The sequence below is a fragment of the Chryseobacterium turcicum genome, assembly GCF_021010565.1.
Taxonomy (GTDB): domain Bacteria; phylum Bacteroidota; class Bacteroidia; order Flavobacteriales; family Weeksellaceae; genus Chryseobacterium; species Chryseobacterium turcicum.
The window spans coordinates 2,104,384-2,128,891 of the sequence record NZ_JAJNAY010000001.1 but is presented as its reverse complement, the minus strand read 5'-3'; the positions used below and the strand labels follow the sequence as shown (position 1 = coordinate 2,128,891).

General features: G+C 31.9%; 23 protein-coding genes. 16 read left to right on the top strand and 7 right to left on the bottom strand.

The features are described 5' to 3' along the window. Positions 1 to 13 precede the first annotated feature (13 nt). Positions 14 to 2,209, top strand: coding sequence for a PepSY domain-containing protein (locus LO744_RS09620; RefSeq protein WP_230668920.1), 2,196 nt, complete (start codon positions 14 to 16; stop codon positions 2,207 to 2,209). Between the two features lie 219 nt (positions 2,210 to 2,428). Further along, entirely contained in the window at positions 2,429 to 3,403 is a 975-nt protein-coding gene (locus tag LO744_RS09615; protein WP_230668918.1) for an FAD:protein FMN transferase, read from the top strand. Between the two features lie 33 nt (positions 3,404 to 3,436). Here LO744_RS09615 and LO744_RS09610 read toward each other — a convergent pair whose 3' ends face one another. Beyond that, positions 3,437 to 3,709, bottom strand: a complete 273-nt coding sequence (locus LO744_RS09610) for a SemiSWEET transporter (protein ID WP_230668916.1) — start codon at positions 3,707 to 3,709, stop codon at positions 3,437 to 3,439. A 106-nt stretch (positions 3,710 to 3,815) separates the two neighbouring features. Beyond that, the gene (locus tag LO744_RS09605; protein ID WP_230668914.1) at positions 3,816 to 4,535 is read right to left on the bottom strand and encodes a hypothetical protein; all 720 of its coding nucleotides are present in this window, start codon (positions 4,533 to 4,535) and stop codon (positions 3,816 to 3,818) included. Positions 4,536 to 5,075: 540 nt separating this feature from the next. Between LO744_RS09605 and LO744_RS09600 the strand changes: the two genes are divergently transcribed. Further along, a complete protein-coding gene (locus LO744_RS09600) occupies positions 5,076 to 5,246 on the top strand; it encodes a lmo0937 family membrane protein (protein ID WP_111944949.1) in 171 nt (56 codons plus the stop codon). 512 nt (positions 5,247 to 5,758) lie between these two features. Here the strand turns inward: LO744_RS09600 and LO744_RS09595 are convergent. After that, positions 5,759 to 7,417, bottom strand: coding sequence for a helix-turn-helix domain-containing protein (locus LO744_RS09595; protein ID WP_230668912.1), 1,659 nt, complete (start codon positions 7,415 to 7,417; stop codon positions 5,759 to 5,761). Between the two features lie 328 nt (positions 7,418 to 7,745). Between LO744_RS09595 and LO744_RS09590 the strand changes: the two genes are divergently transcribed. Continuing rightward, positions 7,746 to 8,018 (top strand): hypothetical protein, encoded by a 273-nt coding sequence (locus tag LO744_RS09590; protein WP_230668911.1) that lies wholly within the window; start codon positions 7,746 to 7,748, stop codon positions 8,016 to 8,018. A 152-nt stretch (positions 8,019 to 8,170) separates the two neighbouring features. Next, complete coding sequence (locus tag LO744_RS09585) at positions 8,171 to 8,527, top strand: hypothetical protein (RefSeq protein WP_230668909.1); 357 nt, start codon at positions 8,171 to 8,173, stop codon at positions 8,525 to 8,527. A gap of 49 nt (positions 8,528 to 8,576) precedes the next feature. On the opposite strand, the gene LO744_RS09580 is transcribed toward LO744_RS09585, so the two are convergent. The 3 genes from LO744_RS09580 to pdhA all read right to left on the bottom strand — a co-directional run bounded on the left by LO744_RS09580 (position 8,577) and on the right by pdhA (position 12,294). Next, positions 8,577 to 9,422 (bottom strand): GLPGLI family protein, encoded by an 846-nt coding sequence (locus tag LO744_RS09580; protein WP_230668908.1) that lies wholly within the window; start codon positions 9,420 to 9,422, stop codon positions 8,577 to 8,579. Positions 9,423 to 9,579: 157 nt separating this feature from the next. Then, positions 9,580 to 11,184 carry a pyruvate dehydrogenase complex dihydrolipoamide acetyltransferase gene (locus LO744_RS09575; RefSeq protein ID WP_230668906.1) on the bottom strand — a complete coding sequence of 535 codons (1,605 nt, stop codon included), beginning with the start codon at positions 11,182 to 11,184 and terminating at the stop codon, positions 9,580 to 9,582. A 108-nt stretch (positions 11,185 to 11,292) separates the two neighbouring features. Continuing rightward, positions 11,293 to 12,294: a pyruvate dehydrogenase (acetyl-transferring) E1 component subunit alpha gene (gene pdhA / locus LO744_RS09570; protein WP_230668904.1), complete on the bottom strand. Its 1,002-nt coding sequence runs from the start codon at positions 12,292 to 12,294 to the stop codon at positions 11,293 to 11,295. A 126-nt stretch (positions 12,295 to 12,420) separates the two neighbouring features. On the opposite strand from pdhA, the gene LO744_RS09565 reads away from it, so the two are divergent. Then, positions 12,421 to 13,023 carry a phosphatase PAP2 family protein gene (locus LO744_RS09565; protein WP_230668902.1) on the top strand — a complete coding sequence of 201 codons (603 nt, stop codon included), beginning with the start codon at positions 12,421 to 12,423 and terminating at the stop codon, positions 13,021 to 13,023. A gap of 9 nt (positions 13,024 to 13,032) precedes the next feature. Beyond that, the gene (locus LO744_RS09560; protein ID WP_230668900.1) at positions 13,033 to 13,512 is read left to right on the top strand and encodes a BlaI/MecI/CopY family transcriptional regulator; all 480 of its coding nucleotides are present in this window, start codon (positions 13,033 to 13,035) and stop codon (positions 13,510 to 13,512) included. A gap of 273 nt (positions 13,513 to 13,785) precedes the next feature. Here LO744_RS09560 and LO744_RS09555 read toward each other — a convergent pair whose 3' ends face one another. Beyond that, positions 13,786 to 14,163 (bottom strand): RNA recognition motif domain-containing protein, encoded by a 378-nt coding sequence (locus LO744_RS09555; RefSeq protein WP_230668898.1) that lies wholly within the window; start codon positions 14,161 to 14,163, stop codon positions 13,786 to 13,788. A 256-nt stretch (positions 14,164 to 14,419) separates the two neighbouring features. Here LO744_RS09555 and LO744_RS09550 point away from each other — a divergent pair, with 256 nt between their 5' ends. The 9 genes from LO744_RS09550 to LO744_RS09510 all read left to right on the top strand — a co-directional run bounded on the left by LO744_RS09550 (position 14,420) and on the right by LO744_RS09510 (position 24,507). Then, positions 14,420 to 14,815, top strand: coding sequence for an acyl-CoA thioesterase (locus LO744_RS09550; RefSeq protein WP_066680486.1), 396 nt, complete (start codon positions 14,420 to 14,422; stop codon positions 14,813 to 14,815). Then, the gene (locus LO744_RS09545; protein WP_230668896.1) at positions 14,812 to 15,372 is read left to right on the top strand and encodes a helix-turn-helix domain-containing protein; all 561 of its coding nucleotides are present in this window, start codon (positions 14,812 to 14,814) and stop codon (positions 15,370 to 15,372) included. The genes LO744_RS09550 and LO744_RS09545 overlap by 4 nt, the downstream gene beginning before the upstream one ends. A gap of 201 nt (positions 15,373 to 15,573) precedes the next feature. After that, positions 15,574 to 18,318 (top strand): heavy metal translocating P-type ATPase, encoded by a 2,745-nt coding sequence (locus LO744_RS09540; protein WP_230668894.1) that lies wholly within the window; start codon positions 15,574 to 15,576, stop codon positions 18,316 to 18,318. A 101-nt stretch (positions 18,319 to 18,419) separates the two neighbouring features. After that, on the top strand, positions 18,420 to 19,316 hold the full coding sequence (locus LO744_RS09535; RefSeq protein ID WP_230668892.1) for a GLPGLI family protein: 897 nt from the start codon (positions 18,420 to 18,422) through the stop codon (positions 19,314 to 19,316). A 198-nt stretch (positions 19,317 to 19,514) separates the two neighbouring features. Beyond that, on the top strand, positions 19,515 to 20,378 hold the full coding sequence (locus tag LO744_RS09530) for a polysaccharide deacetylase family protein (RefSeq protein WP_230668890.1): 864 nt from the start codon (positions 19,515 to 19,517) through the stop codon (positions 20,376 to 20,378). 161 nt (positions 20,379 to 20,539) lie between these two features. Beyond that, complete coding sequence (locus tag LO744_RS09525; protein ID WP_230668888.1) at positions 20,540 to 21,199, top strand: YggS family pyridoxal phosphate-dependent enzyme; 660 nt, start codon at positions 20,540 to 20,542, stop codon at positions 21,197 to 21,199. 56 nt (positions 21,200 to 21,255) lie between these two features. Further along, entirely contained in the window at positions 21,256 to 22,440 is a 1,185-nt protein-coding gene (locus tag LO744_RS09520; protein WP_230668886.1) for a sigma-54-dependent transcriptional regulator, read from the top strand. A gap of 69 nt (positions 22,441 to 22,509) precedes the next feature. Further along, complete coding sequence (locus LO744_RS09515; RefSeq protein WP_230668884.1) at positions 22,510 to 23,874, top strand: MATE family efflux transporter; 1,365 nt, start codon at positions 22,510 to 22,512, stop codon at positions 23,872 to 23,874. Between the two features lie 120 nt (positions 23,875 to 23,994). Continuing rightward, positions 23,995 to 24,507, top strand: a complete 513-nt coding sequence (locus LO744_RS09510; RefSeq protein ID WP_230668882.1) for a GNAT family N-acetyltransferase — start codon at positions 23,995 to 23,997, stop codon at positions 24,505 to 24,507. Position 24,508 lies beyond the last annotated feature (1 nt).

Here is a 24,508-nt window from a genome sequence, read left to right as displayed (position 1 = left end):
AAAAAACCTACAAATGACCTTATCAATTTGGAGGTATGCCCATTTAACTTTAGCATTACTTACATTTTTATTTCTCATCGTAGCATCTACTACAGGAATAATTTTAGCATACGATGCCGCACAGGAAAAAACTCAGCCTTATCGTGTTGATGATTTCAGTACCATAAACCTTGCACAGTCTTTACCGGAACTGCGCAAGGTTTTTCCGGAAATAATGGAAATAAGTGTTGACCACAATCAGTTTGTAACCTTGGAAGGTTCAGACGAGAATGGTGAAAACATCAAAGCATACATCAATCCTAAAACCGGAAAAATTCTAGGAAAACCTGTTGAGAAAACTAAATTTATCAATTGGGTGACTTCACTCCACCGTTCTTTATTTTTAAAAGAAACAGGAAGATTTGCTGTAGGAGTTGTTTCTTTTTTGTTAATGATTACAAGTATTTCCGGGCTTATCTTGATTATTAAAAGACAAAACGGAATCAGATATTTCTTTTCTAAAATTAAAAAAGATTTTTTCTCACAATATTTTCATGTCGTTTCCGGAAGAATTTTGTTGATTCCTATCTTTGTAATTTCTTTGACGGGAACTTATCTTTTTATGCATCGTTTTGAATTGATTCCGAAAGGTAAAAACGAAAAGATTCCTCATAAAATCACCAATTCTGAAACCCAGATAAAATTAACCGACTTCCCTATTTTTAAAGAAACTAAACTTAGTGCAGTTAAGAAAATTGAATTTCCTTTTATTGAAGATGATGCAGAAGAATTTTTTGTTTTAAAATTAAAAGACAGAGAAATTACCGTCAACCAAATTAATGGGGAAATTGTAAAAGAAGAAAAATATCCGCTGAATATTATTTATGAAAATCTTAGTTTAACCTTTCATACTGGCCGCGGAAGTATTGTTTGGTCAACGGTTTTAGGGCTTTCATCTATTGGTATTTTACTATTTATTTATTCAGGTTTTGTCATTACTTTTAAACGAACCCGAAATAAAATTAAAAATAAATACAAAGCTGAAAATGCAGAAATCATCATTTTGGTTGGTTCTGAAAATGGCTCGACTTTAGGTTTTGCCAATAAAATTCATTCACAGCTTTTATCAGATGGAAAAAAATCGTTTATTTCTCAGCTTAATCAATATAAATTATATCCTAAAGCAGAACACCTTATTATTTTCACTTCAACCTATGGTTTAGGTGATGCTCCGACTAATGCTTCTCAATTTAAAAAGCTTTTGAAGGAGTTTCCGCAGCAGCAAAAGATTAAATATTCTGTTGCAGGTTTTGGTTCTCAATCGTACGAAGATTTTTGTGGTTTCGCTACTGAAGTCAATCAATTATTATCTGAGCAAACTTGGGCAGAATCTTTGATTGAAATGCATACTGTAAACGATAAATCAACTACAGAATTTACAGAATGGGCAAAACAATGGAGTTACGAAACGATGATTCCTTTAGCTACTGCACCGTCTTTATATAATGAGAAAATTCCGTCTTTAAAGAAGATGAAAGTGATTGGTAAAAGTGAAATTATTGATGAAGTAACCACTTTTAAAGTCATTTTAAAGCCTAATTCTTTGGTAAAATTTAAATCTGGAGATTTACTTGCTATTTATCCTGAGAATGACCATAAAGAAAGGTTCTACTCTATCGGAAAAGTTAACGGAGCGATTCAATTGGTTGTGAAACTTCATGAAAATGGTATTGGTTCAGGATTTCTACATCGTTTAAAAGAAAATCAGGAAATAAAAGCGAGAATAATTAAAAATTCAGAATTTCATTTTCCTAAAAAAGCTTCTGAAGTGATTATGATTGCTAACGGAACTGGTATTGCACCGTTTTTAGGCATGATTGAAGAGCAAACCGGAAAAACCAAAACTCATTTGTATTGTGGTTTCAGGAAATCAACCGAACTGATTGTTAATTACGAGCATTTCGCTCATGAAAATATTCAGAAAGAAAAATTAACATCATTCAATTTAGCGTTTTCGCGTGAAGAAAAATCCCAATATGTGATGGATTTGGTAAAAAGAGATGCCGAATTATTTATCAATGTATTAGAAAACGGAGGATATATTATGATTTGCGGAGCGCTTAAAATGCAGCATGATGTGGAAGATATTTTGAGAACATTATGCTCGTCAAAAAATAAAGATTACGAAATTTATAAATCAAACGGACAGATCTTAACCGATTGTTACTAATACATAAAAAAAACTTAAAATACTTTTTACCGCAAAAGAGTCAAAAGAAATAATTGAAATAATTGAAAAAAGAGAAATTCAAAAGTTTACAAAGTGTAAAATTTTCATTTATTTTTTGTGTTAGCTTTTGATTAACTTATTCCATCATAAAATCTTTTGTCACTTTTGCGGTTAAAAAAATTATCATGTACTAAACTGATTACTATTAATTTTAAAACAATGAAAATTCTAAGAAACTTCATTACTTTTTCTCTGTTATTGCTTTCTGTAGCGGTTTTTGCTCAGGTTGAAAGAAGTCGCGTAGTAACTTTGATGGGAAGTAAGTTTGAAATTACTTTGGTAGACAAAGATTCTCTTTCAGCAGAAAAAAATATTGATAAATCTATTGCTGAAATCCGAAGAATAGAAAATTTAATTTCAGAATGGAATCCGGAGACTCAAATTTCGGAAGTCAATAGAAATGCAGGAATTAAACCTGTGAAAGTTGACGCAGAAGTTTTTGCGTTAACCGAGCAAGCCATTTACTTTTCAAAACTAACTGACGGAGCTTTTGACATCAGCATCGTTGCCATGGATAAAATCTGGAAATTTGATGATTCTATGAACGAATTACCTTCAGAAGAATCTATAAAAAATTCTGTGAAAAATGTTGGCTATCAAAATATTATTTTAGATAAAACCAATTCTACGATTTTTCTAAAAAATAAAGGAATGAAAATAGGCTTCGGGTCGATAGGAAAAGGTTATGCAGCTGATAAAACCAGAGAATTGATGAAAAGTTTTGGAGTAAAAGCAGGAATAATTAATGCTTCCGGAGATATTGCATCTTGGGGAACTCAACCCGATGGAAAACCGTGGGCAATTGGAATTAATAACCCTTTTAAAGATGATAAAATTGCGGCAGTTCTTTATTTAAAAGAAAATGCTGTGACCACTTCGGGAAGCTATGAGAAATATGCAGAAATTCATGGTAAAAGATATTCTCACATTATGAATCCCAAAACAGGTTATCCTTCAACCGGGTTAACGAGCGTTACCGTTGTGGGACCTAATGCAACAATGGCCAATGGCTTCAGTACATCAATAATGGTTTTAGGAAAAAAAGAAGGTCTGAAGCTGATAAAAAAATTCCCTGAATATCAATATTTATTAATTACTGATTCTGGGAAGATTATAAGAAATTTGAAGAATTAAAGGTCTATATTTTTGCCAAAAATGGACAGATATTTATGTCAAATCATCATTTTTTTCTCTAAAAATAAAATAAAAAATCAGTAGCGTCGTATTTATCAATACGGCAAAAGAATTTGATAAAATAATAGGCAACTCATTTTGTTCAAAACCATACCAAATCCAAAGCGACAGTCCGGAAATCAAAATAACAAGCATCAGCCAAGAAATGTCTTCTACATTTTTTGTTTTGATTACTTTAATAAGCTGTGGCATTGATGCAATGGCTGTTAAAGCTCCTGCGATTAATCCTAGAATCTGTACGTCCATTTTTTTAGATTATCTGTAAACTATAATTCTCACATTGGGATTCAAAAATCAAATTTTATAAGCCTTTCTAATAAAAAAATATCGATAAATTTTAAAATGCCGTGTTTTATTTTAAATTAACCATCCCATCTGCAAGCTGTTTCCATTGAATTTTTGACGGTCCCACGACTCCTTTAAAAGCTATAAACATATTTTTTATGCTGCTAATGATATCTGTATTTTGATTAGGTTTTTCATTTCTTCCATAAATTGCCATTTTAATATAATCATTGCCTTTTGAGATAATAAATGTAGAAGTGGTACCTCCTGAATGAAAATGAACTGTATCGCCCCCAAATTGATTACCAGGTAATTTTGAAGGTCTACATTGTATCATTATGCTGTTAGGATTTGTTTTGTCTATCATATCAATGCGTACCCATTGATAACTCTCTTTTTCCGATTTTTTAATTTCAGACAATAATATTTTAATATAATCCCCTATAAAAGGTAATCTGTGGACTGTATTTCCCGAAGAGTCACATAAAGTAAACTCTGCAATACTTTCATTTGAATAAGTATTCCATTTATTTATATCAAAAAAACGTTCTTTAAGGAGATTGTATTTTAGCTCAGTTTCTTGAGCGTTTTCAAATTTTTGGATACTCTCAGTATCATGAAACTGTCCTTTAACCTGCAACGGAATTCCAGGAATTTTTTTTGCCTTCATTAATTTAATCTGCATTAATTTATTATAGTATGGTTTAAAACCAAACAATGATTTACTAATCCAAAACTTAGTTACAATTTTCATTCCTTTTTCAATATTAAAATCATAAATTTTCATTGAATAAATCAATTTACCAATGATTAAGCAATATCATTTTTTATAAAAAAGTATAAATAGATGATATTTTTTTAAATTAATTAGCACCTATATTAAATTTTTGAGTATATTTGGACTGAAAATTTTTTTTTCATCATTTGTGTTTTTATTAAACCCTCCCACAAGGAGGGTTTAATTTTTGTAAGAACTTCTGTTCCCCTCCTATTTTTTAACTTTCTACATACGTCTTAGAATATTTGTATTTTTTGTTATACAAAATTTTAATGTATTCGAAAACTTCAAGTTGCATGAGCTTATTTTCATAAAATAATTCTATCCGCACAGAAAACATATTGATATCAATTTGCCTTGATGAAAAAAAATCGTAAGAAAATTCAAGGCTTATCCTTTATATGTCAAAGTTATTTTGAAAAAGCTTTTTAAGGTTTTAATTTTAAAACATTATCACTTTAGAGTTTACTATTTATTAAAAATATTTTATTTTTTCTGAAAAGGCATACAATATGCTAATTACTGCTTATCAACCTAAAAAATATTATTATGAAAAGCTTATTATGGCTAGTAGCCGTCATCTGTATTATTGTTTGGCTTTTAGGAATGCTAAACATTATTCCTGGGATTAGTACCAATTATTTAATTCATGTTTTATTAGTAATTGCAGTAATTGTAGTTCTCTACAATATTATTTCCGGTAGAAAACCTTTAGACTAAAACATTAATCAAAAAATAGGAAATCAGGATCAAATTATCCTGATTTTTTTATTAAAAAAAACTAATCTGATATTAAAATATCTAAGAATTATCCTTGAAAACATTAAATTATGGTTTTATTCCATTAAAACTATTCATATTTACAAATCATTTTTATTTAACATTAAAAACAGCATTAAAAACATGATTATCAATTAATTAAACGTGTAAAAAAATCGATTTTTTTACACGTTTTTACGTCAACATTTATAAATAGCTCCCACAATAAGTTGTTGATGAAATTTTATGATTATATATTTGCTACAGATAAAACGAGACACTAAATCATTCATATATAATAACTTTTCATCATTCAGTTTTCATGTAGAACATCAGGGTTCTGACAATCTAGGAATAAGAACCCTGTTATCTACAATTCTAAATTAGACACCATTTATCACATTTTATTAATAGAAAAACCGAACCTTCATTGAAGGTTCGGTTTTCATTTTAAATAGGTTTAAGTTTTAGAACTAAGAAAGATTTTGATCTTCCAGTTCTTTAATTCTCTTTTTAATAAAATCGGCAGGTCTTATACCATTTTGTTCAAGAAAAATATTTGAAAAACTCTGTCTGTTGCTAAACCCTGCTGCCGAAGCAATATGCTCAATAGAATATTTTCTCCATTCTTTATCATGATAGATTTTCTGCGTTGCAAAGTTGATTCTTAAAATATTGATATAAGTATTAAAATTACTTCCTTTGTATTCATTAATAACTTGTGAAAGGTAAGAAGTATTCGTTTTAAACTGTTCTGACAGCTTTTTAAGCGTTAATCCCTGCTCTAGGTATCCTTGCTTATTTTCGAAGGTATGAATGTCGTTTAAAAGCTTTTCTACAATACTATTATCAAACTTTATATTTTTATCTCCTGTTTCTGCTACTTCAGATTTTACAATCGGAGCAACCACTTCAGCTTGATTATTTTCTTCAAGCTTTATTAATAAATCGTTATAATTTTTTTGAATATTTTTTTGCTTTCGGATTCTGTAATACATTACAATTCCAAGCGCAATAATAATCGCTAAACAAATGAATATGAGCAATTTGCTATAAGAGTTTGCTTTCTCTAAATTTTCTTTGGTTTCCAAAAGCATCTTTGTATCATACTCTTTGTATACTCGCGTAGAAAGATGTTTAAAGTCTGAAGATATTACACTATCAACTTTAAGAAGTTGATTCGTATAGTATAATTCTTCTTTATGATTATTTTCTTTTCGATAATATCCAATCAACTCTTCATAATTGCTTCTTAATTCAGGAAGAATAAATTTATTTTTATTGAAGATAGAGTCTACTTTTCTATAATTTTCAACCTCAAGATTCAAATCACCCAAAAGTTCATAACTCTTGCCCTTATAAAAATAAATATACGAAACCCATGTAAAATCATTAACCTTTATAAGCTCAGGAAGAGCCTGGTCGAAGTATTGAATCGCCTTTGTATAGTTTTTATTTTTGAATTCGGAAACTCCAAGACATTTTGTAAAATAACTTTTTTCTAAATAAAACTCTTTTATATTTGGTGTTTTTTCGGCCGCTTTTTTTAATAAACTTATAGCTTCTGCATTTTTATTGAGCATTTGATAGCAAACAATTGCCTGATGTAAAGAATTTAGATAGCCTTTAGTGTTATTAAAAACCTTATTATCAGTCATTTTACCATCAATTCTAGCCTCAAAAAAATCAATACATTGCTCAAATATTTCTAAGGCTTCATCGTAATAGCCTAAGTAACTTTTTACAACACCAATATGGTAAATATTCTGATACTTTAAATATTCGTTTTTAGAATCCTTTAGATATTCATATGCTTTTAAATATTCTTCTAACGCAAATTGAAATTTTCTTTGGTTAAAATAATAAATGGCACCTTTACTTAAAAATGCTTGTCCAATAAGATCAGTTTTTTCAGTTTTTTTTGCAGCAACCAAAGCACTATCTGCATAAATCATTTTTTGATTTTCAGAATATATGATTGCGTCTTTGTAGGCCTGAAAAAGTTCTGAATAATTTTTTTCAGATTTTGCTTTTTTAATATATTGATTTACATATACAAGTGCCTTAGGGTTATTTTCTTCATAAGCCCAGTATTTCTCTCTAAGCTTTGAGTAATAATCCTGTGAATACATTATGTTAATAATGAAAAAACAGCTAAACGTAAAAATTCTTTTAATCATCAGATATATCTAAGAAAATTTTATTCAAAAATACACAAAAACTATTTATTATAAGCTATTAGAGAGTAATCAGTTTAATTATTTAACATATCATTTATAAAAATAAATGTATTTTTGCAAGGTAAAAATTTATAAATCGAACCGTGTTACACTTGCTATGTATATATATTTTTGACTACTTTCGAAGAGAATAATACAGAACAAATATAATCATTAATCCTAGAATAAAATGAAAACTAAATTTATTGCACTCAGCCTTATCGTCGCTGGAATCTGCACAATGAGCTGTAGGCAAGACGATGAAAGCCTAACAGAAGAAACTTTTCAATCATCATTGAAAGAAAATACATCTACAGAATTACAAAGAAATGCTAGTGATTCTTTATCTATAGAAAATTTAGAAACTGATCCTCCAAGAGACGGAACACATTGGAAAGTAGATGAAGCTAATCAAACAAAAAAAACAGATTCTTTATCATTACTTTTACTAGATAATCCTGATAATGGACCAAAAGACCCTCCGAGGGATGGTACTCACTGGAAAGGAAAATAAAATTTTTAATAACACAAAAAACCTGCTGAATTATTTTAGTAGGTTTTTTTAATCATAATTTCAGAATTAAAATCATTTTACCAAATCGCAATATAATTTTCTATATAAATAATTTTCAGTAGATTTGAAGCATAAAAACTTTTATAATCAACATGAAAACTAAAATTATCGCAATAAGCTTAATTGCAATCGGTCTTTCAAGTATTGCCTGTAGAGAAAATGATGAAATGCTAGTAGAAAATGAACAACAGCAACTTTCTTTACAAGCAGAGAAAACTCAAGCAACATCTAATAGCGGTTCTCAATGGAGAATTTCTAAAGCTAATGAGAATTCAATAAAAATTGACATGAGCTTGTTAGAAGCTAATAGTAAAGAAGACTGTCCACCGCCCCCTCCGCCGCCTCAAAATCCACCTAGAGATAGTTCTCATTGGCGAACTCTTAGCACAGATGACTGCAAAGAACCTCCAAGGGATGGCTCTCACTGGAGAATGGGAGCGAAAAACTAAAATTTTATAAAACCTGCTGCATATTTCAGCAGGTTTTTAATTTATAATTTCACTTCAATAAATCTAATTCTAAAAAGTTATTATTCCTTGCGTTATTTGCTTTTGCATCCCTCTCTTTATCTCTGAGTATTTTTTCGATATCTAACGGTTTCCCATTTTCATCTATCATTGCAATTTTAGTATTTCCGGAAAGCATTTGACGCATTTCTTTTGTTGGATTATTTCTAAAATCAACGACTTGTTTTTTGTATTTTTCCTGATCAACAGTAATCATATTCCCTAAACTTTTTCTCATACTGTCACTCACCCATTCCTGATCCGTAGGAATGTTTTTTATTTCTTTTAAAACGAAAGAATGCGATTTTGTTTTATCTTCAATTTTGATAATCAATCCGGGTAACCCATGGAATTTATACGGTCCATCCTGAATTGGAATATCAGAAACAAACCACGCTGTCCAAATTCTTCCGGCAAAATTAAGAGAAGCCTTTTGAGTATTAAATTCACCAATTTTTTCTTTTTCAGACAAGATTTTCCAATTCATTTCTCGAGTGTCAGAAACCTTATATTTTGTCATCTCAAGATTTTTGAAGAAATCAATCTTAAAATCCGGATAAGATTTTTCTACAACATACAATACCGAACCATAATCAATCCCCGTAAAGTCTCTTGTTCCTTTCTTTATACGATCCTGATGTATGGAATCGGCAATACTTTTTTTCTCGCTAAGAAATTTCGAACCTTTTTTAGCTACATCAAGATACATTATTTCAGAATCTACTTCATTGACCTTAGTAGAATCTGTTATAAATTTATATTCGTAAGAAAAACGTTGATTTTGCGCATAAGTAATAATGCTGAAAATTGACATCATGCCGACAAAAATTCTCTTCATAAATATTTTTTCACTAAAATAGGATATTATTTTTTATTGACAAAGTTTTGAATTTTAGGAATTAGGAACAAAATTAAGAATTGCGACCTTAACTAAACTTTAAAACAAAAAAAAACCTCTCGAAATGAGAGGTTTAAATAATTTATATCCTAAAAAGTTACAGTAACAAAGTTAAAGGACTTTCTAAATACGTTTTTAATGTTTGTAAGAACTGAGCTCCTGTTGCTCCGTCTACTACTCTGTGGTCACAAGCTAATGAAAGCTTCATGATGTTTCCAACTACGATTTGACCGTTCTTAACGATTGGTTTTTCAATAATTGCCCCTACAGAAAGAATTGCTGCATTAGGCTGATTAATGATACTTGTAAACGTTTCAATTCCGAACATTCCCAAGTTTGAGATTGAGAACGTAGAACCTTCCATTTCGTTTGCTTTAAGACCTTTAGATTTTGCTCTTCCAGCCATATCTTTTACAGCAGCAGAAATCTGAGTATAATTCATTTGATCAGTATTTTTCAAAACAGGCACTACCAATCCGTCAGGAATTGCAACCGCAACACCAACGTTGATATTCCCTCTGTGAATCACCTTATCTCCCGCCCAGCTAGAATTTACTTGTGGATGTTTTCTTAAAGCAACTGCAGTCGCCTTAATAATCATATCGTTGAAAGAAATTTTTGTATCTGGTAAAGAATTGATTTCTTTTCTAGCCTCAATCGCTTTATCCATGTTAATTTCAACCATCAGATAATAATGAGGCGCAGAGAATTTACTTTCAGCAAGACGTTTTGCGATAATATTTCTTACTTGAGAGTTTGGAGTCTCTGTATCTTCACCTTGTACAAAACTTAATGCAACTTGAGCAGCAGGACTTGCGGTCGGAGCTGAAACAGTTGGTTTTGCAGAAGGTTGATAGTTTTCAATATCTTTTTTAACGATTCTTCCGTTTTCACCAGAACCTTGTACGGCATTGATGTCAACTCCTTTATCCTGAGCCATTTTTTTAGCTAATGGAGAAATTGCCACTCTGTCTGAAGATGAGTTCTCAGTTGATGCAACCGATTTCTCTTCTGTTTTTGTTTCAGATTTTTGTTCAGCAGGTTTATCTGTAGATTTTGCAGCAGCTTTTGGAGCTCCCACTGCAGAAACATCAGTTCCCTCAGGTCCGATGATAGCCAAAACAGTATCAACCGGAGCAGCACCACCTTCTTCAACACCTTGCTTTAAAAGAATTCCATTGAATTCTGATTCAAAATCCTGAACAGCTTTGTCGGTTTCAATCTCAGCAAGAAGGTCACCTTCTTTTACTGTATCTCCAACATTTTTATGCCATTTAGCAACCTTACCTTCCGTCATTGTATCAGAAAGTCTTGGCATTGTAATCACTTCTACTCCAGCCGGAACTTCCGCAGAAGTTTCTTCAGTTGCAGTAGTATTAGATTCTGCTTTTGGTTCTTCTTTTTTGTCTTCAGAAGCAACACTGGGAGCAGCAGCTCCGCCTGTTAATCCTGAAATATCTTCTCCTTCATTTCCGATGATAGCCAAAACTAAATCTACTGCAGCAGCTGAACCTTCTTCAACCCCAACATATAAAAGAGTTCCTTCCACTTCAGATTCAAAATCTTGTACTGCTTTATCAGTTTCGATTTCGGCTAAAATATCTCCTTCTTTTACCTTATCACCTACTTTTTTATGCCATTTAGCCACTTTTCCTTCTGTCATTGTATCAGAAAGACGTGGCATTGTAATCACTTCTGCCATATTTTTTTAATTTGAAAATTTGGGAATTTGCTAATTTGAAAATTAAAAAAGGATGTATTTACAATCTCATTTTCAAATTTTCAAATTTTCAAATTGACTTAATTATCTTTAGTTTTCTAATTTATCTAAAAACGGGTAGTTCTCTTGAGCATAAACATACTCATAGACCTTTTCTACATCAGGATATGGAGAGTTTTCCATAAACTCGATACATTCTTCTACGAAATCTCTAGACTTGTTATCTAACACCTCCAATTCTTCTTCAGTTGCCCAGCTGTTTACTAAGATTCTCTCTTTGATTAATTCAATAGGATCATCTTTCTTATGGATTGCAACTTCCTCTTTAGATCTGTAAGGCTCAGCATCAGACATTGAATGCCCTCTGAAACGGTAAGTTCTAGCTTCGATAAAAGTAGGTCCATCACCTCTTCTTGCTCTTTCAATAGCTTCGTAAGCAGCTTCAGCCACTTTCTCAGGATCCATTGCGTCTACAGCAAGACACGGCATTTCGTATCCTAAACCTAATTTATAGATATCTTCGTGGTTAGCAGTTCTTTTTACAGAAGTTCCCATTGCATATTGATTGTTTTCAACAACAAATACTACAGGAAGTTTCCAGTTCATTGCCATGTTGAAAGTTTCGTGAAGAGAACCTTGTCTTGCAGCACCATCACCAAAGAAACAGATGTTTACTGCTTTTCTGTCGAAGAATTTATCTGCAAATGCAATACCAGCTCCCAAAGGAATCTGCCCTCCTACAATACCATGACCTCCGTAAAAACGGTGTTCTTTGCTGAAAATGTGCATAGATCCACCCATACCTCCGGAAGTACCTGTAGCTTTACCACAAAGTTCTGCCATGATTCTTTTAGGGTCTACCCCCATTGCCATCGGATGAATGTGACATCTGTAAGCAGTAATCATACTATCTTTAGTTAAATCCATTGCATGTGTAAAACCTGCAGGAATAGCTTCCTGGCCATTGTACAAATGTAAAAAACCTCTGATTTTTTGTTTTAGATAAAGAGAACGGCATTTGTCTTCAAACCTTCTCCACATTGTCATATCTTCATACCACTTTAGGTATATCTCTTTAGAAAATTCTTTCATGTGCGAGCTTCTTGCTTATTTATTATGAAATAGTTGAGCAAAAATATAAAAAAAACTTCGTTTTTATTATATGCTCGGCAATTGTTTTTTTACTTATAATGTTATATTTACATTTCAAACTCATTTATGGAAGAAAAAAAGACTTCGGCACTGCATATTATTTCGAGAATTATCTCAGACTTTTTCAATCCTTTAGTTTCTCTGTTTATTTATTTTTTATATTTAAGCTTTCAGAATTACACTTTTAAACAAGCAATTATCCATTTCCTTCCTATTCTATTAATTGTTATCATTCCGGTCATTTTTTGGCTTATCTGGAATGTAAAAACAGGCAGATATACGAATATGGATGTTTCAAATCGAGTGCAGAGAAAATCTTTATATATTTTTATTGCAGTTTGTATTATTACCTATCAAATTTATCATTACATCATAAATGGCTTCATTGATTTTGTGATGCTTTTTATTTTAGTCTTGTTATTTGCCCTTCAGTATAGTAATTTATATATCAAAAGTTCGATGCACACAGCTTTCAATGTATTTGTTGCCGCACTGTTTTACGCATTCGACTGGAAGGCGGGGATTTTCTGGTTAGGAATTGCAGCTTTGGTAGGAATTACAAGAATTATTTTAAAAAGACACACCGTAAAAGAGGTATTTATGGGCGCAGGAATAGCTTTTTTGATATCTTTTATTTATCTTTATTGCAATATTCAATTTCAACACTAAGAATATTTTATGAAAATAAATCATCTTACTTCTGCTGAAGAAAACTTAATGAAACTATTCTGGAAACTCCAAAGCTTTTATTTAAAGGAAGTTATGGAGCAACATCCAGAACCGAAACCCCATCAAAATACCGTCTCAACCTATCTGAAAATATTAGTTGAAAAAGGTTATTTGTCTACCGAAAAAGAAGGCAGGATTTTTAAATACTCCGTAATTGTACCTTTTGAAGATTATAAAAAGTTTTTATTGAAAGAACTTTCACATAATTTCTTTAATGATTCAGGAAAAGAAATTCTAGAATTTTTATTTAATGAAAATCTGATTTCACAGGATGACCTTAGAACTTATTTTGACTTAAAAATCGAAATAAAACCTGTAAAAATAAAAGAACCTAAACTAGAATATGCAGAAGAAATTCTAAATCCTAAAAAGGTTAAAAAAGGAAAAGATAAGGACAAGAAAAAGAAGAAGAAAAAGAGTGAAGACTAGTTAATAATTGCTAGTTTTTAGCTGTTGGCTGTTGGTTTAAAATAAAGAACTACTGTCAGCTTGTTTAAATTTTCATCAAGCCTTTTTTAATCACTAAGATTTTCAAAGGCTTATGCTTAAATGAATCCCAAGTAAAACGCTTAAAATACTTATCATTAAACAAATGTTTAATATTTTAAAAGTAAAAAATAAACAAAGCTTACTTAGGTAAATTAAGAATATAAATTTAAATAAAGACATAAAAAAAGCGGCTTAAAAAGCCGCTTCAATTTTTTACCAACGACTTCCGCCGCCTCCGTTACCTCCACGGTTGTTGTTTCCGTAACCACCTCCAGAGTTACCTCCTGAACGGTTGTTACCATAACTTCCACCACCGCTTCTGTTATTATCAAAACTTCTTCTTGGTTTTTCTTCTCTTGGCTTAGCCTCAGAAACGTTAAGAATTTTTCCGTTAAATTCTTTCTGGTTAAGAGCCTCAATAGCTTGACCTCCTTCTTCGTCACCCATTTCGATAAAACCGAAACCTCTAGAACGACCAGTCTCTCTGTCTGTTACAATTTTAGCTGATGATACATCGCCAAATTCTGCGAATAAATCGTGCAACTCATATTCTTTAGTTGCGTAATTGATGTTTGAAACAAAAATGTTCATTTTAAAAAAAATTAAAAATTAATATATAAAATTGGTATATAAAAGAAAAGCAACATAATAATGAACATGATATTGATTCCAAATATAAACAGGTGCAAGATACAATTAAAAACTTCAAATCAAAACTTTTTAATAGATTAATTCACTTCTCCTCTAAACCTGTAATAATATGGCAAAAAAATGATGAATTTTTCATTAAATAAACTTTTAAAAGCTTATTTTTAAAACTAAATTTGTACTGAAAACAATCATAAAAATGAATTATCATACTAGAAAATGGGTAAAACCGGAAGACCTTAATCCTAACCAATCATTATTTGGAGGAAAACTACTACAGTGGATTGATGAAGAAGCGGCTTTATATGCAGTTATCCAACTGGAAAACAAGAAAGTAGTCACCAAGTTTATTTCAGAAATCAATTTTGTAAGCTCTGCAAAACAAGGTGATATTATCGAAATTGGCATCGAGGTTTCATCATTTGGTTCTACTTCTCTCACCCTAAAATGTGACGTAAGAAATAAAATGACTCATCAAACCATTATCACTGTCGATAAAATCGTAATGGTGAATCTTGATGAAAACGGAAATCCTGCAGCACACGGAAAAACAAAAGTAGAATTTGTGAAAGACAGATTGAACAATTCTTTATGAAAATTTTCATAAAGAATATGGTTTGCGGAAGGTGCATTGCTGCCGTTTCAACTATTTTTGAAGAGTTGAATATTAAAATAACCAAAATCTCTTTAGGTGAAGTAGAAACTGCGGATGAAATTTCAAAAAGCAACATCCAACTTATTGAAAATCGCCTAAGGGAAACGGGTTTTGAAAGAATAAAAGATGCAAGTCATCAATTGGTCGAAAAAATTAAAAATCTTATCATTATTAAAATTGGAAAGCTTGATATTGATGAAGACTTTTTACTCTCAAAATTTTTAAGTTCTGAGCTCCATAAAGACTATAGCGCATTATCGAAAACTTTTTCGCAAAATGAAAATATTACAATTGAGCAGTTTTTTATTCTTCAAAAAATTGAAAAAGTAAAAGAACTGCTTCTTTACAATGAATTCAACTTAACTGAAATTGCCGGAAAACTGGGCTATAAAAGTGTACAACATTTATCATCACAATTCAGAAACACGACAGGTTTTACCCCTACTGAATTTAAAAAACTGAAAGTTCATGACAGAAAACCACTTGATAAAGTTTAAGTTTTAGTGTTTTAGTGTTTTAGTGTTTTAGTGTTTTAGTGCAAAATTAATTCTCACTAAGATATCATTCTAAAAACGCTTAAATGTTCAAATTCTCAAACTCCCCAAGTCAAAAATTTCCATAATATTGTAAATATTATCCCTAAATTTATAACAGCTTACAAAAGCCTTTTCGGAAATTTGTAATATAAATTTAAAGTTATGGACAGACAATATAAAGTTTTAGGAATGACCTGTTCTGGATGCCAGAAAAAAATTTCAGAGAAACTGAACAGTTTAGACGGAATTTCAGCAGATGTAAATCTTGAAAACAATACTGTTGACATAAATTCTGATGTTGAAGTTAATCTTGATGATTTAAATAAAACACTTTCAGAAATAGGAAATTATAAGCTTGAAGACTCAAAAAATCCTGACAATACATTTATAAAACCTCAAGACCGAGTTTCTCCTTCTTCCGTTTATTATTGTCCGATGGAATGTGAGGGTGATAAAGTATATTTTCAACAGGGAAAAAGATGTCCTGATTGCAATATGTACTTGGTTCCGATTGAGGAAAAGCTAGCAAAAGACCCGAACTATAAAGCTACGTATTCTTCAACCAATTTACCCGAAAATTTTAAAAACCACATTGGTGATTACTATTGTCCGATGTTCTGTGAAGGAGATAAAGTGTATAACGAAAAAACAGACTGCCCGGTTTGTCACATGCATTTGGAGGAAATTACCGAAGAGCTGGTGAAAAATACTGTTTCAAATTCTCATTCACACCATCACCACAATCATCAGCAGCAAGAAACACCAAAAGTTACAGACGACATGGCTGGAAAATACTACTGCCCGATGTTCTGTGAAGGTGACAAAACTTACGACAGCAACGTTGGCTGTCCGGTTTGCGGGATGGATTTGGTAAAATATCCTGAAAAAGGCGAAGAAGAAACCGATGATACTTATCTTATTTTAAAAAGAAAATTCATTATTTCTTTAGCTTTCACGATTCCTGTTTTTATTCTTTCAATGGGTGGAATGGTGATTGATTTTCCTTTTTCGCATAATATTCAGGGGATTTTTGAATTGATTTTAACGCTTCCTGTTTTATTTTATTCAGGATGGTTTTTAATGAAAAGAGGCTGGGTTTCATTTAAAACCTGGAATCTTAATATGTTTAGTTTAATTGCTTTAGGTGTTGCCGCAGCATTTATTTTCAGTATTGTTGCTTTGGCATTCCCAGATTTGCTTCCTCATGAAATTCGAGGTCATAACCATGAGATTCCTTTATACTTTGAAGCAGTCTGTGTAATTATGACTTTGGTTATTTTAGGTCAATTGATGGAAGCTTTAGCGCACAAAAAAACAGGAAACGCCATCAAAGAACTGATGAATCTTTCTCCTGACGAAGCCAACCTAATGGTGAATAATGAAGAAAAAAGAGTTCCGCTCTCTGAAGTGAAAATTGGCGATATCCTGAAAGTAAAACCCGGCGAAAAAATTCCTGTAGACGGAAAAATAATCGAAGGAAATTCTATCGTTGACGAAAGTATGATTACCGGAGAACCTATTCCTGTTGAGAAAAACATTGATGACCAGGTAACTTCAGGAACGATTAACGGAAATCAAGTGTTTCTGATGAAAGCTGAAAAAGTAGGTGACGAAACTTTACTTTCGAAGATTATAAAAATGGTGAACGATGCAAGCAGAAGCCGTGCTCCAATTCAGAAACTGACTGATAAAGTGGCGAAGGTTTTTGTTCCAACTGTTATTTTAGTTGCTGCTATTACTTTTATTTTATGGCAGATTTTCGGTCCAGAAGGTCAGAAAACATTATTTGCTTTTATTAATGCAGTTGCGGTTCTTATTGTGGCTTGTCCGTGTGCTTTAGGCTTAGCAACTCCGATGTCTCTGATGGTAGGAATTGGTAAAGGTGCCAAAAACGGAATTCTAATAAAAAATGCAGAAGCTCTAGAATTAATGCATAAAGTAAACGTTTTAATTACTGATAAAACTGGAACTCTAACCGAAGGAAAGCCTTCTTTAGAACATATTGAAACAGTAAATAATGCTTCGGAAAATTCAATTTTAAAATTAGCTTATTCTTTAAATCAAAATTCAGAACATCCACTTTCAAGTGCTGTAATTAAGAAAGCAAAAGCAGAAAACATTTCTGCCGAAAAAGTTGAAAAATTTGAAAACATTTCCGGAAAAGGAGTGAAAGGAATTATTAACGGTAAGACTGTTTATTTAGGAAATGAAAATCTTTTAGTTTCAAATAAAATTCAGATTTCAGAAGATTTAAAATTAAAAGCTCAGGAAATTCAATCAAAAGCGCATACCATTTCATATATCGCTCAGGAAAATGAGGCTTTAGGTTTTATAAGTTTTAGTGACAAGATTAAAGAAAGTTCGAGAAAGGCAGTTCAGCACTTAATCAACGAAGGAATTGAGGTGATTATGATGACTGGTGACAACGAAAATACGGCAAAAGCTGTTGCTGATGAACTAGGAATCAAAACTTATAAAGCGGGATGTCTTCCTGAAGATAAATTAAATGAGGTGAAAAAACTTCAGGCGCAAGGAAAAATCGTAGCCATGACCGGAGACGGAATCAATGACTCTCCTGCTCTAGCGCAAGCAAACGTAGGAATTGCAATGGGAACAGGAACCGATGTTGCTATAGAAACGGCAGAAATCACATTACTAAAAGGTGATATTTTAGGAATTGCAAAAGCAAAAATCTTAAGCGAGAAACTATTGAGAAACATCAAAGAAAACTTATTTTTTGCGTTTATCTATAATGTTTTGGGGATTCCGGTTGCAGCAGGACTACTCTATCCATTCTTCGGGATTTTATTATCTCCAATGATTGCTGCTGCGGCAATGAGTCTTAGTTCTTTATCGGTGATTTTAAATTCATTGCGATTAAATTCTGTGGATTTAAAAATTAAATAAGAAAAATTAAAATGCAGTGTTTTTATATTTGAGGAATCATTAAAAAGTTTATATTTGAAAATAAGCTTTAAGCTCAGATTTAAAAACACTGCATTTTATATATGAAAAATTACACTTTTATATTTTTATTAATCTTTTCTTTATATTCTTCACAAATTCAACGCTTTACCTATGAGTATAATTTTATTACAGACTCTACAAACAGAGCAGCTGCAAAAAAAGAAATAATGCTTTTAGACATCCAAAATAGCGGTTCTAAATATTACAGCTACGATATTTTTGTGACAGACTCTATAATAAGTGCCGAATTGGAAAAACAGGGAGATTCTGGAACCCCATGGGGAATTGTAAAACCTAATAGCAACTTTAAAGGAAGTATCCGAAGTAAAGTCAGTAAAGAATATCCCGATTACAAAACCTATTTGCACGCTTCTCTGAGCTCAGATTTTTATAAAATAGAAGAAACCGATAAGCCCGTTTGGAAAATACATCCTGAAAAAGTAAAAATCGGAAGTTATTCATCTCAAAAAGCAACCACCAAATATTTAGGAAGACAATGGACAGCTTGGTTTTGTACTGATTTACCTTTTCAAGATGGTCCGTATAAATTCTATGGTTTACCCGGATTGATTGTAAAATTAGAAGATAGAGCCCAGACTCATGTCATGACTTTAATTGGAAACAAAACAGTTAAAGAACCTGTAATTCAGAAAAAAAATGAAAACCATGCTTTTGGCCCACAAAGCGAAATTGCTATCAATAATCAACAATTTAAAAAGCTTTGGCAAGAACATGTACGTGATCCCAATAAAATAACGAGACAAAAAATGGCAGCTTTAGGTAATGATGCCCAAGGAAACTCTAATTTTAGTTTTAGGGATGGTGCCACAGGAAAAAAACTGGATCCCAATGAAGTCATGAGAAATAATGAAAAACAATTTAGAGAAAATTTGAAGAAAAGCAATAATAGATTAGATTTTGACCTTTATAGATACTAATTTAACATTATAAATAACATTCTGACAATCAAACAATTTAGTTTTAAAAACATCTCAATTACTTATAAAAATGAATTTTAAAAAAACTTCTTAAAATTTCATTAAAAAGTGAAATTTTAAGAATAAATGGCATTATCTTTGTTAACTAAAATTCGTAAAATTTAACGATTTTTAACAATTTAATTCCCATTACTCTTTATGAAAAAAACTTTTGCGGAAAAGTCTATGAAGAAGATTTTTCTAAGGATGATTACAGTGATGACTGTAACATCAACATTATTTACAGGCTGCAATCAGAAAACTGAAGTAAAAGAAACAGAAAAAACACTTTCAAAGCTGCCTCCCGTCGCAAAAGTCCCCAGAATAGATGATGAAAATGTACCTACCGATAAAAGAGTAATCTACCTTACCTTCGACGATGGCCCCAATCGTGGCACCGAAAATCTTTTGAAAATTTTACATAAAAGAAATGTCACTGCAACCGCTTTTCTTGTAGGTAAACATGCATCAGATAGTAAAAAACAAAGAGAAGATTTCGAAAAAATGAGAACTGATGGCTTGCTTGAAATTGCCAATCACAGTTATGCTCATGCTCACAATAAATATTCAGATTTTTACAAAAATCCTGAGGCTGTTCTTAATGATTTTAATATTGCCAAAGACAGCTTAAAACTTTCCGGAAAAATAGCGAGAACTCCCGGAAGAAATATATGGAGGCTTAATAACATCAATGTTACCGATATTAAAAGCTCTAATGAAGCAGCCGATAGATTAAAAACTGCGGGCTATAAAGTTATTGGCTGGGATCTGGAATGGAAACCAACCAATAAAATGCACCTTAAAGGAAATCATCAGGAAATGCTTAAAAAAGTAGACAGTATTTTCTTTAATGACCTTGAAAAAACATCAAGACATTTGGTTTTTCTTACCCACGATCAATATCTTACCGATGCAGACTCAATTATTGAGCTTGATTTATTTATTGAAAAATTACAGAAATCAAACCGTTTTGTTTTCAGGAAAATTTCTGCGTATCCGAAAATCAATGAGATTTTGAATTAATTTTATCTCCCACAGATCGCACAGATTTTCACACATGTTTGCGTTATAAATTCATATAAATATATGATGTACAGTCACCTGTGAAAACCTGCATAATCTGTGGGATTTATAAAAAGCAATAATTCTTTATCATTTAGTTTAAAATTCGGAAATTTGCAAGTATGAGTATTCAGAATAATTACAAAGAAATAAAAAATCAATTACCGGAAAGTGTACAATTGGTTGCTGTTTCAAAAACGCATCCCGTTTCTTCCATTCAGGAAGTTTATGATTTGGGACAACGAGTTTTTGGTGAAAATAAAGTTCAGGAACTGGTTGAGAAATACCCTCTTCTTCCAAAAGATATTCAGTGGCATATCATCGGACATCTTCAGACTAATAAAGTGAAATATATTGCAGAATTTGTTGATACTATTCAAAGTATAGATTCTGAAAAGCTTTTGAAAGAAGTTAACAAAGAAGCCGGAAAACACAACCGTAAGATAAAAGTTTTACTTCAGGTAAAAATTGCCGAAGAAGACACAAAATTCGGATTAGAAATTGAAGAAGCAAAATCTTTATTTGAAAAATTCGTTACCGGAGAATTTGAAAATATCGAAATCACAGGTTTGATGGGAATGGCAACTTTTACAGAAGACGAGAGTCAAATAAAAAAAGAATTTTCAGTCTTAAAAAACCTGTTCGATCAATTAAACCAAACCAGAAAACTCGAAACTTTATCAATGGGAATGAGTGATGATTTCCCAATTGCGATTGAGTGTGGAGCCAATTCTGTACGGGTAGGTTCTGCAATTTTTGGACGAAGAGATTACTCAATATAGACTTTTAGGAATGATATTTGCTAATACTCAAGCAAAAAATACCTAAATTTGCGACTATGCAAAAAATCCTTATTGTAGAAGACGAAAAAGCAATCTCCGGAGTACTTCACAGTATCCTTTCGGATGAACTAACTGACTATGAATTTGTAATCGCCGATGATGGTTTGGAAGGCTACAAACAAATAGAAAAAGAAGATTTCGCATTAGTGATTTCAGACATTAAAATGCCAAAGCTTTCAGGAACTGAGCTTTTAAAGCAAAGTTTAGCGATTAAGCCTGAATCTACTTTTATTATGATTTCTGGCCACGCTGACATCGACTCTGCGGTTTCTTGTTTAAAGGATGGAGCATATGATTTTATTTCTAAGCCAATCGATATCAACCGATTGATAACAAGCGTGAAAAATGCTTTGGTTAAAGAAACATTAAAGAAAGAAAATAAAAATCTTCAGACCGAAAATAAAACCCTGAAAAAGAAAGTCAACAAAAAATACCAAATGATTGGTGAATCTGTTGCTTTAAAGAAAATTCAGGATATGATCGAAAAAGTAGCAGTCTCAGACGCTAGAGTTTTGATTACTGGACCCAACGGAGCAGGAAAAGAATTGGTAGCTCACGCCATTCACAATTTAAGTGAAAGATCGAGAGGACCCATGGTAGAAGTAAACTGTGCTGCAATACCTTCTGAATTAATTGAATCTGAACTTTTCGGACACGTAAAGGGCTCATTTACAGGAGCTATTAAAGACAAACAAGGAAAATTTGAGCAAGCTAACGGTGGAACTATTTTCTTAGACGAAATTGGTGACATGAGTCTTATTGCTCAGGCAAAAGTTTTGAGAGCATTGCAGGAAAGCAAAGTTTCTCCGGTAGGAAGCGATAAAGAAATCAAAGTTGATGTAAGAGTTTTGGCTGCAACCAACAAAAATATGCAGACAGAGATTGAAGCTGGAAGATTCAGAGAAGATTTGTATCACAGGCTTTCTGTGATTGAAATTTATGTACCGCCTTTGGATGAAAGAAAAGATGATATCAGTCTTTTGGTGAGCCATTTTTCGGGATTGATTGCTGATGAACACGGTACTGTATTGAAAAAATTTGATGATTCTGCGATTGACGCATTAAAAGCCCTTTCATGGACTGGAAACATCAGAGAACTGAGAAATGTTGTGGAAAGATTAATTATTCTTGGGGGAGCTACGGTTTCTGAAGAGGATGTTGCAAGTTTTGTAAGAAAATAATTTAATATTTAATTAAAATAAATTATAAAAATTTGCAGTACCTATACTGCAAATTTTTTTTGAACTATTATGAGTTTTTTAAATAAAAATTACACGAAAGAAGCCTTAACGCTGGCTCTTCCGGTAATGCTTACGCAAGTAGGACAGGTGTCTGTCAACCTCTTTGATAATATCATTGTAGGACAACTTTTGGGTGCAGATGCGTTGGCATCGGTTTCTTTGGGAAATGCTGTATTTTTCTCAATGTTTGTTTTGGCGCTGGGTTTTTCTTTTGCCATCCCACCACTGGTTTCTGAGGCACACTCTAAAAATGACCACAAAACAATTAATTCAGTTTTCAGTCACGGTTTTGTCATCAACATGACGGTAGGTATTATTCTGATGCTTATCTTGTTTTTAGGATTACCGCTACTCTATCATTCTGGTCAGCCGGCAAAAATTATTCCTGATACGGTAGATTTTTTATGGATTATGGCCATCAGTATTGTTCCGTTTATGGCGTTTCAGACTCTGAGAGAGGTTTCTGAAGGTTTGTCATATACCATTGGCGTAACGAAAGCGACTATTATTGCTAACGTAATCAATATTGTCCTTAATTATGTATTGATTCAAGGAATTTGGATTTTCCCTGAAATGGGCGTAAAAGGTTCTGCTTTAGCGAGTTTAATTGCCCGAGTTTTTATGGTAGTCTTTCTTTATTTTGTTTTAATGAAAGAGCCAAAAACAAGACAGTATCTCAAAGCATTTTCATTAAAAATACAGGTATTTTCAAAGAAAATGTTTGAAAAAATGGTAAGATTAGGCTTTCCAACTGCATTACAAATGTTTTTTGAGGTTACCGCTTTTGCAGGAGCAGCGTTTATCTGTGGATTAATTTCATCTCATGATATCGCTTCGCACCAGATTGCTTTAAGTATGGCATCATTCACCTTCAATTTATGTATTGGTTTCAGCGTGGCGTCAACAGTAATGATTGGTAGAAAATTGGGTGAACAAAATTTTGTAGAATTAAGAAAAATAGGAATCAACAACCTGAAAATAGCATTTCTTTTTATGTGTTTTTGTGGAGTTATATTCATCTTAGGACGAAATATTTTACCTACATTTTTCACAAAACCAGAAGAGGTGGAAGTAATTATGTTAGCTTCAAAATTAATGATTATTGCCGCTTTATTCCAGCTTTCTGATGGAATTCAGGTAACAGCTTTAGGAATGTTGAGAGGTTTACAGGACGTAAAAATCCCTTCAATCATTACATTTATTGCGTATTGGTTGATTACAATTCCTTTAGGATATTTCTTGTGTGTGACCATGGAAATGGGAGCTTTCGGAATGTGGATTGCCCTTGGATTAGGATTAACAATTTCAGCGATTATGCTGGTGAAACGTTTTCTCAACATGTCTGCAAGACGAATTAAAGGAAACAAAATATAATATTGAAAGCGGTCTTTGGATCGCTTTTTTTATTGAGTATGTTGAAAAATGCAAAGATTGTTTTTAATACTAAACAAGGCGCAATGATTTATTATCTTTAAAATTAAAAACTAATTCTTAATGAAAACAATACTAGAAACCAACCGTCTTTTACTTCGAGAATTTGACATCAGCGATGCAGAAAATTTTTATGAATTAAATTTAAATCCAAATGTTATAAAATATACTGGAAACTCTGCGTTTAAAGATATTGATGAAGCTAAACTTTTTTTGGAAAACTATTCAGATTATCAAAGAAATGGTTTTGGAAGATGGTCAGTTATCGATAAATCAACTCAACAATTTATAGGTTGGTGCGGATTAAAGTATGATGAAGATTTAAATGAAACTGACATTGGTTTTCGGTTTTTTGAACATTTCTGGAATCAAGGATTTGCTACCGAAAGCGCAAAAGCCTGCATCGATTATGGTTTTGAAAAATTAAATTTAAAAACAATTGTAGGAAGAGCAATGAAAGAAAATACAGCATCTATAAAAGTTTTAGAAAAAATAGGACTTCAATATGAAAAAGGCTTCGATTTTGATGAGCAAGAAGGTGTGATTTATACAATTAAAAATAAAATGATAAAATAAA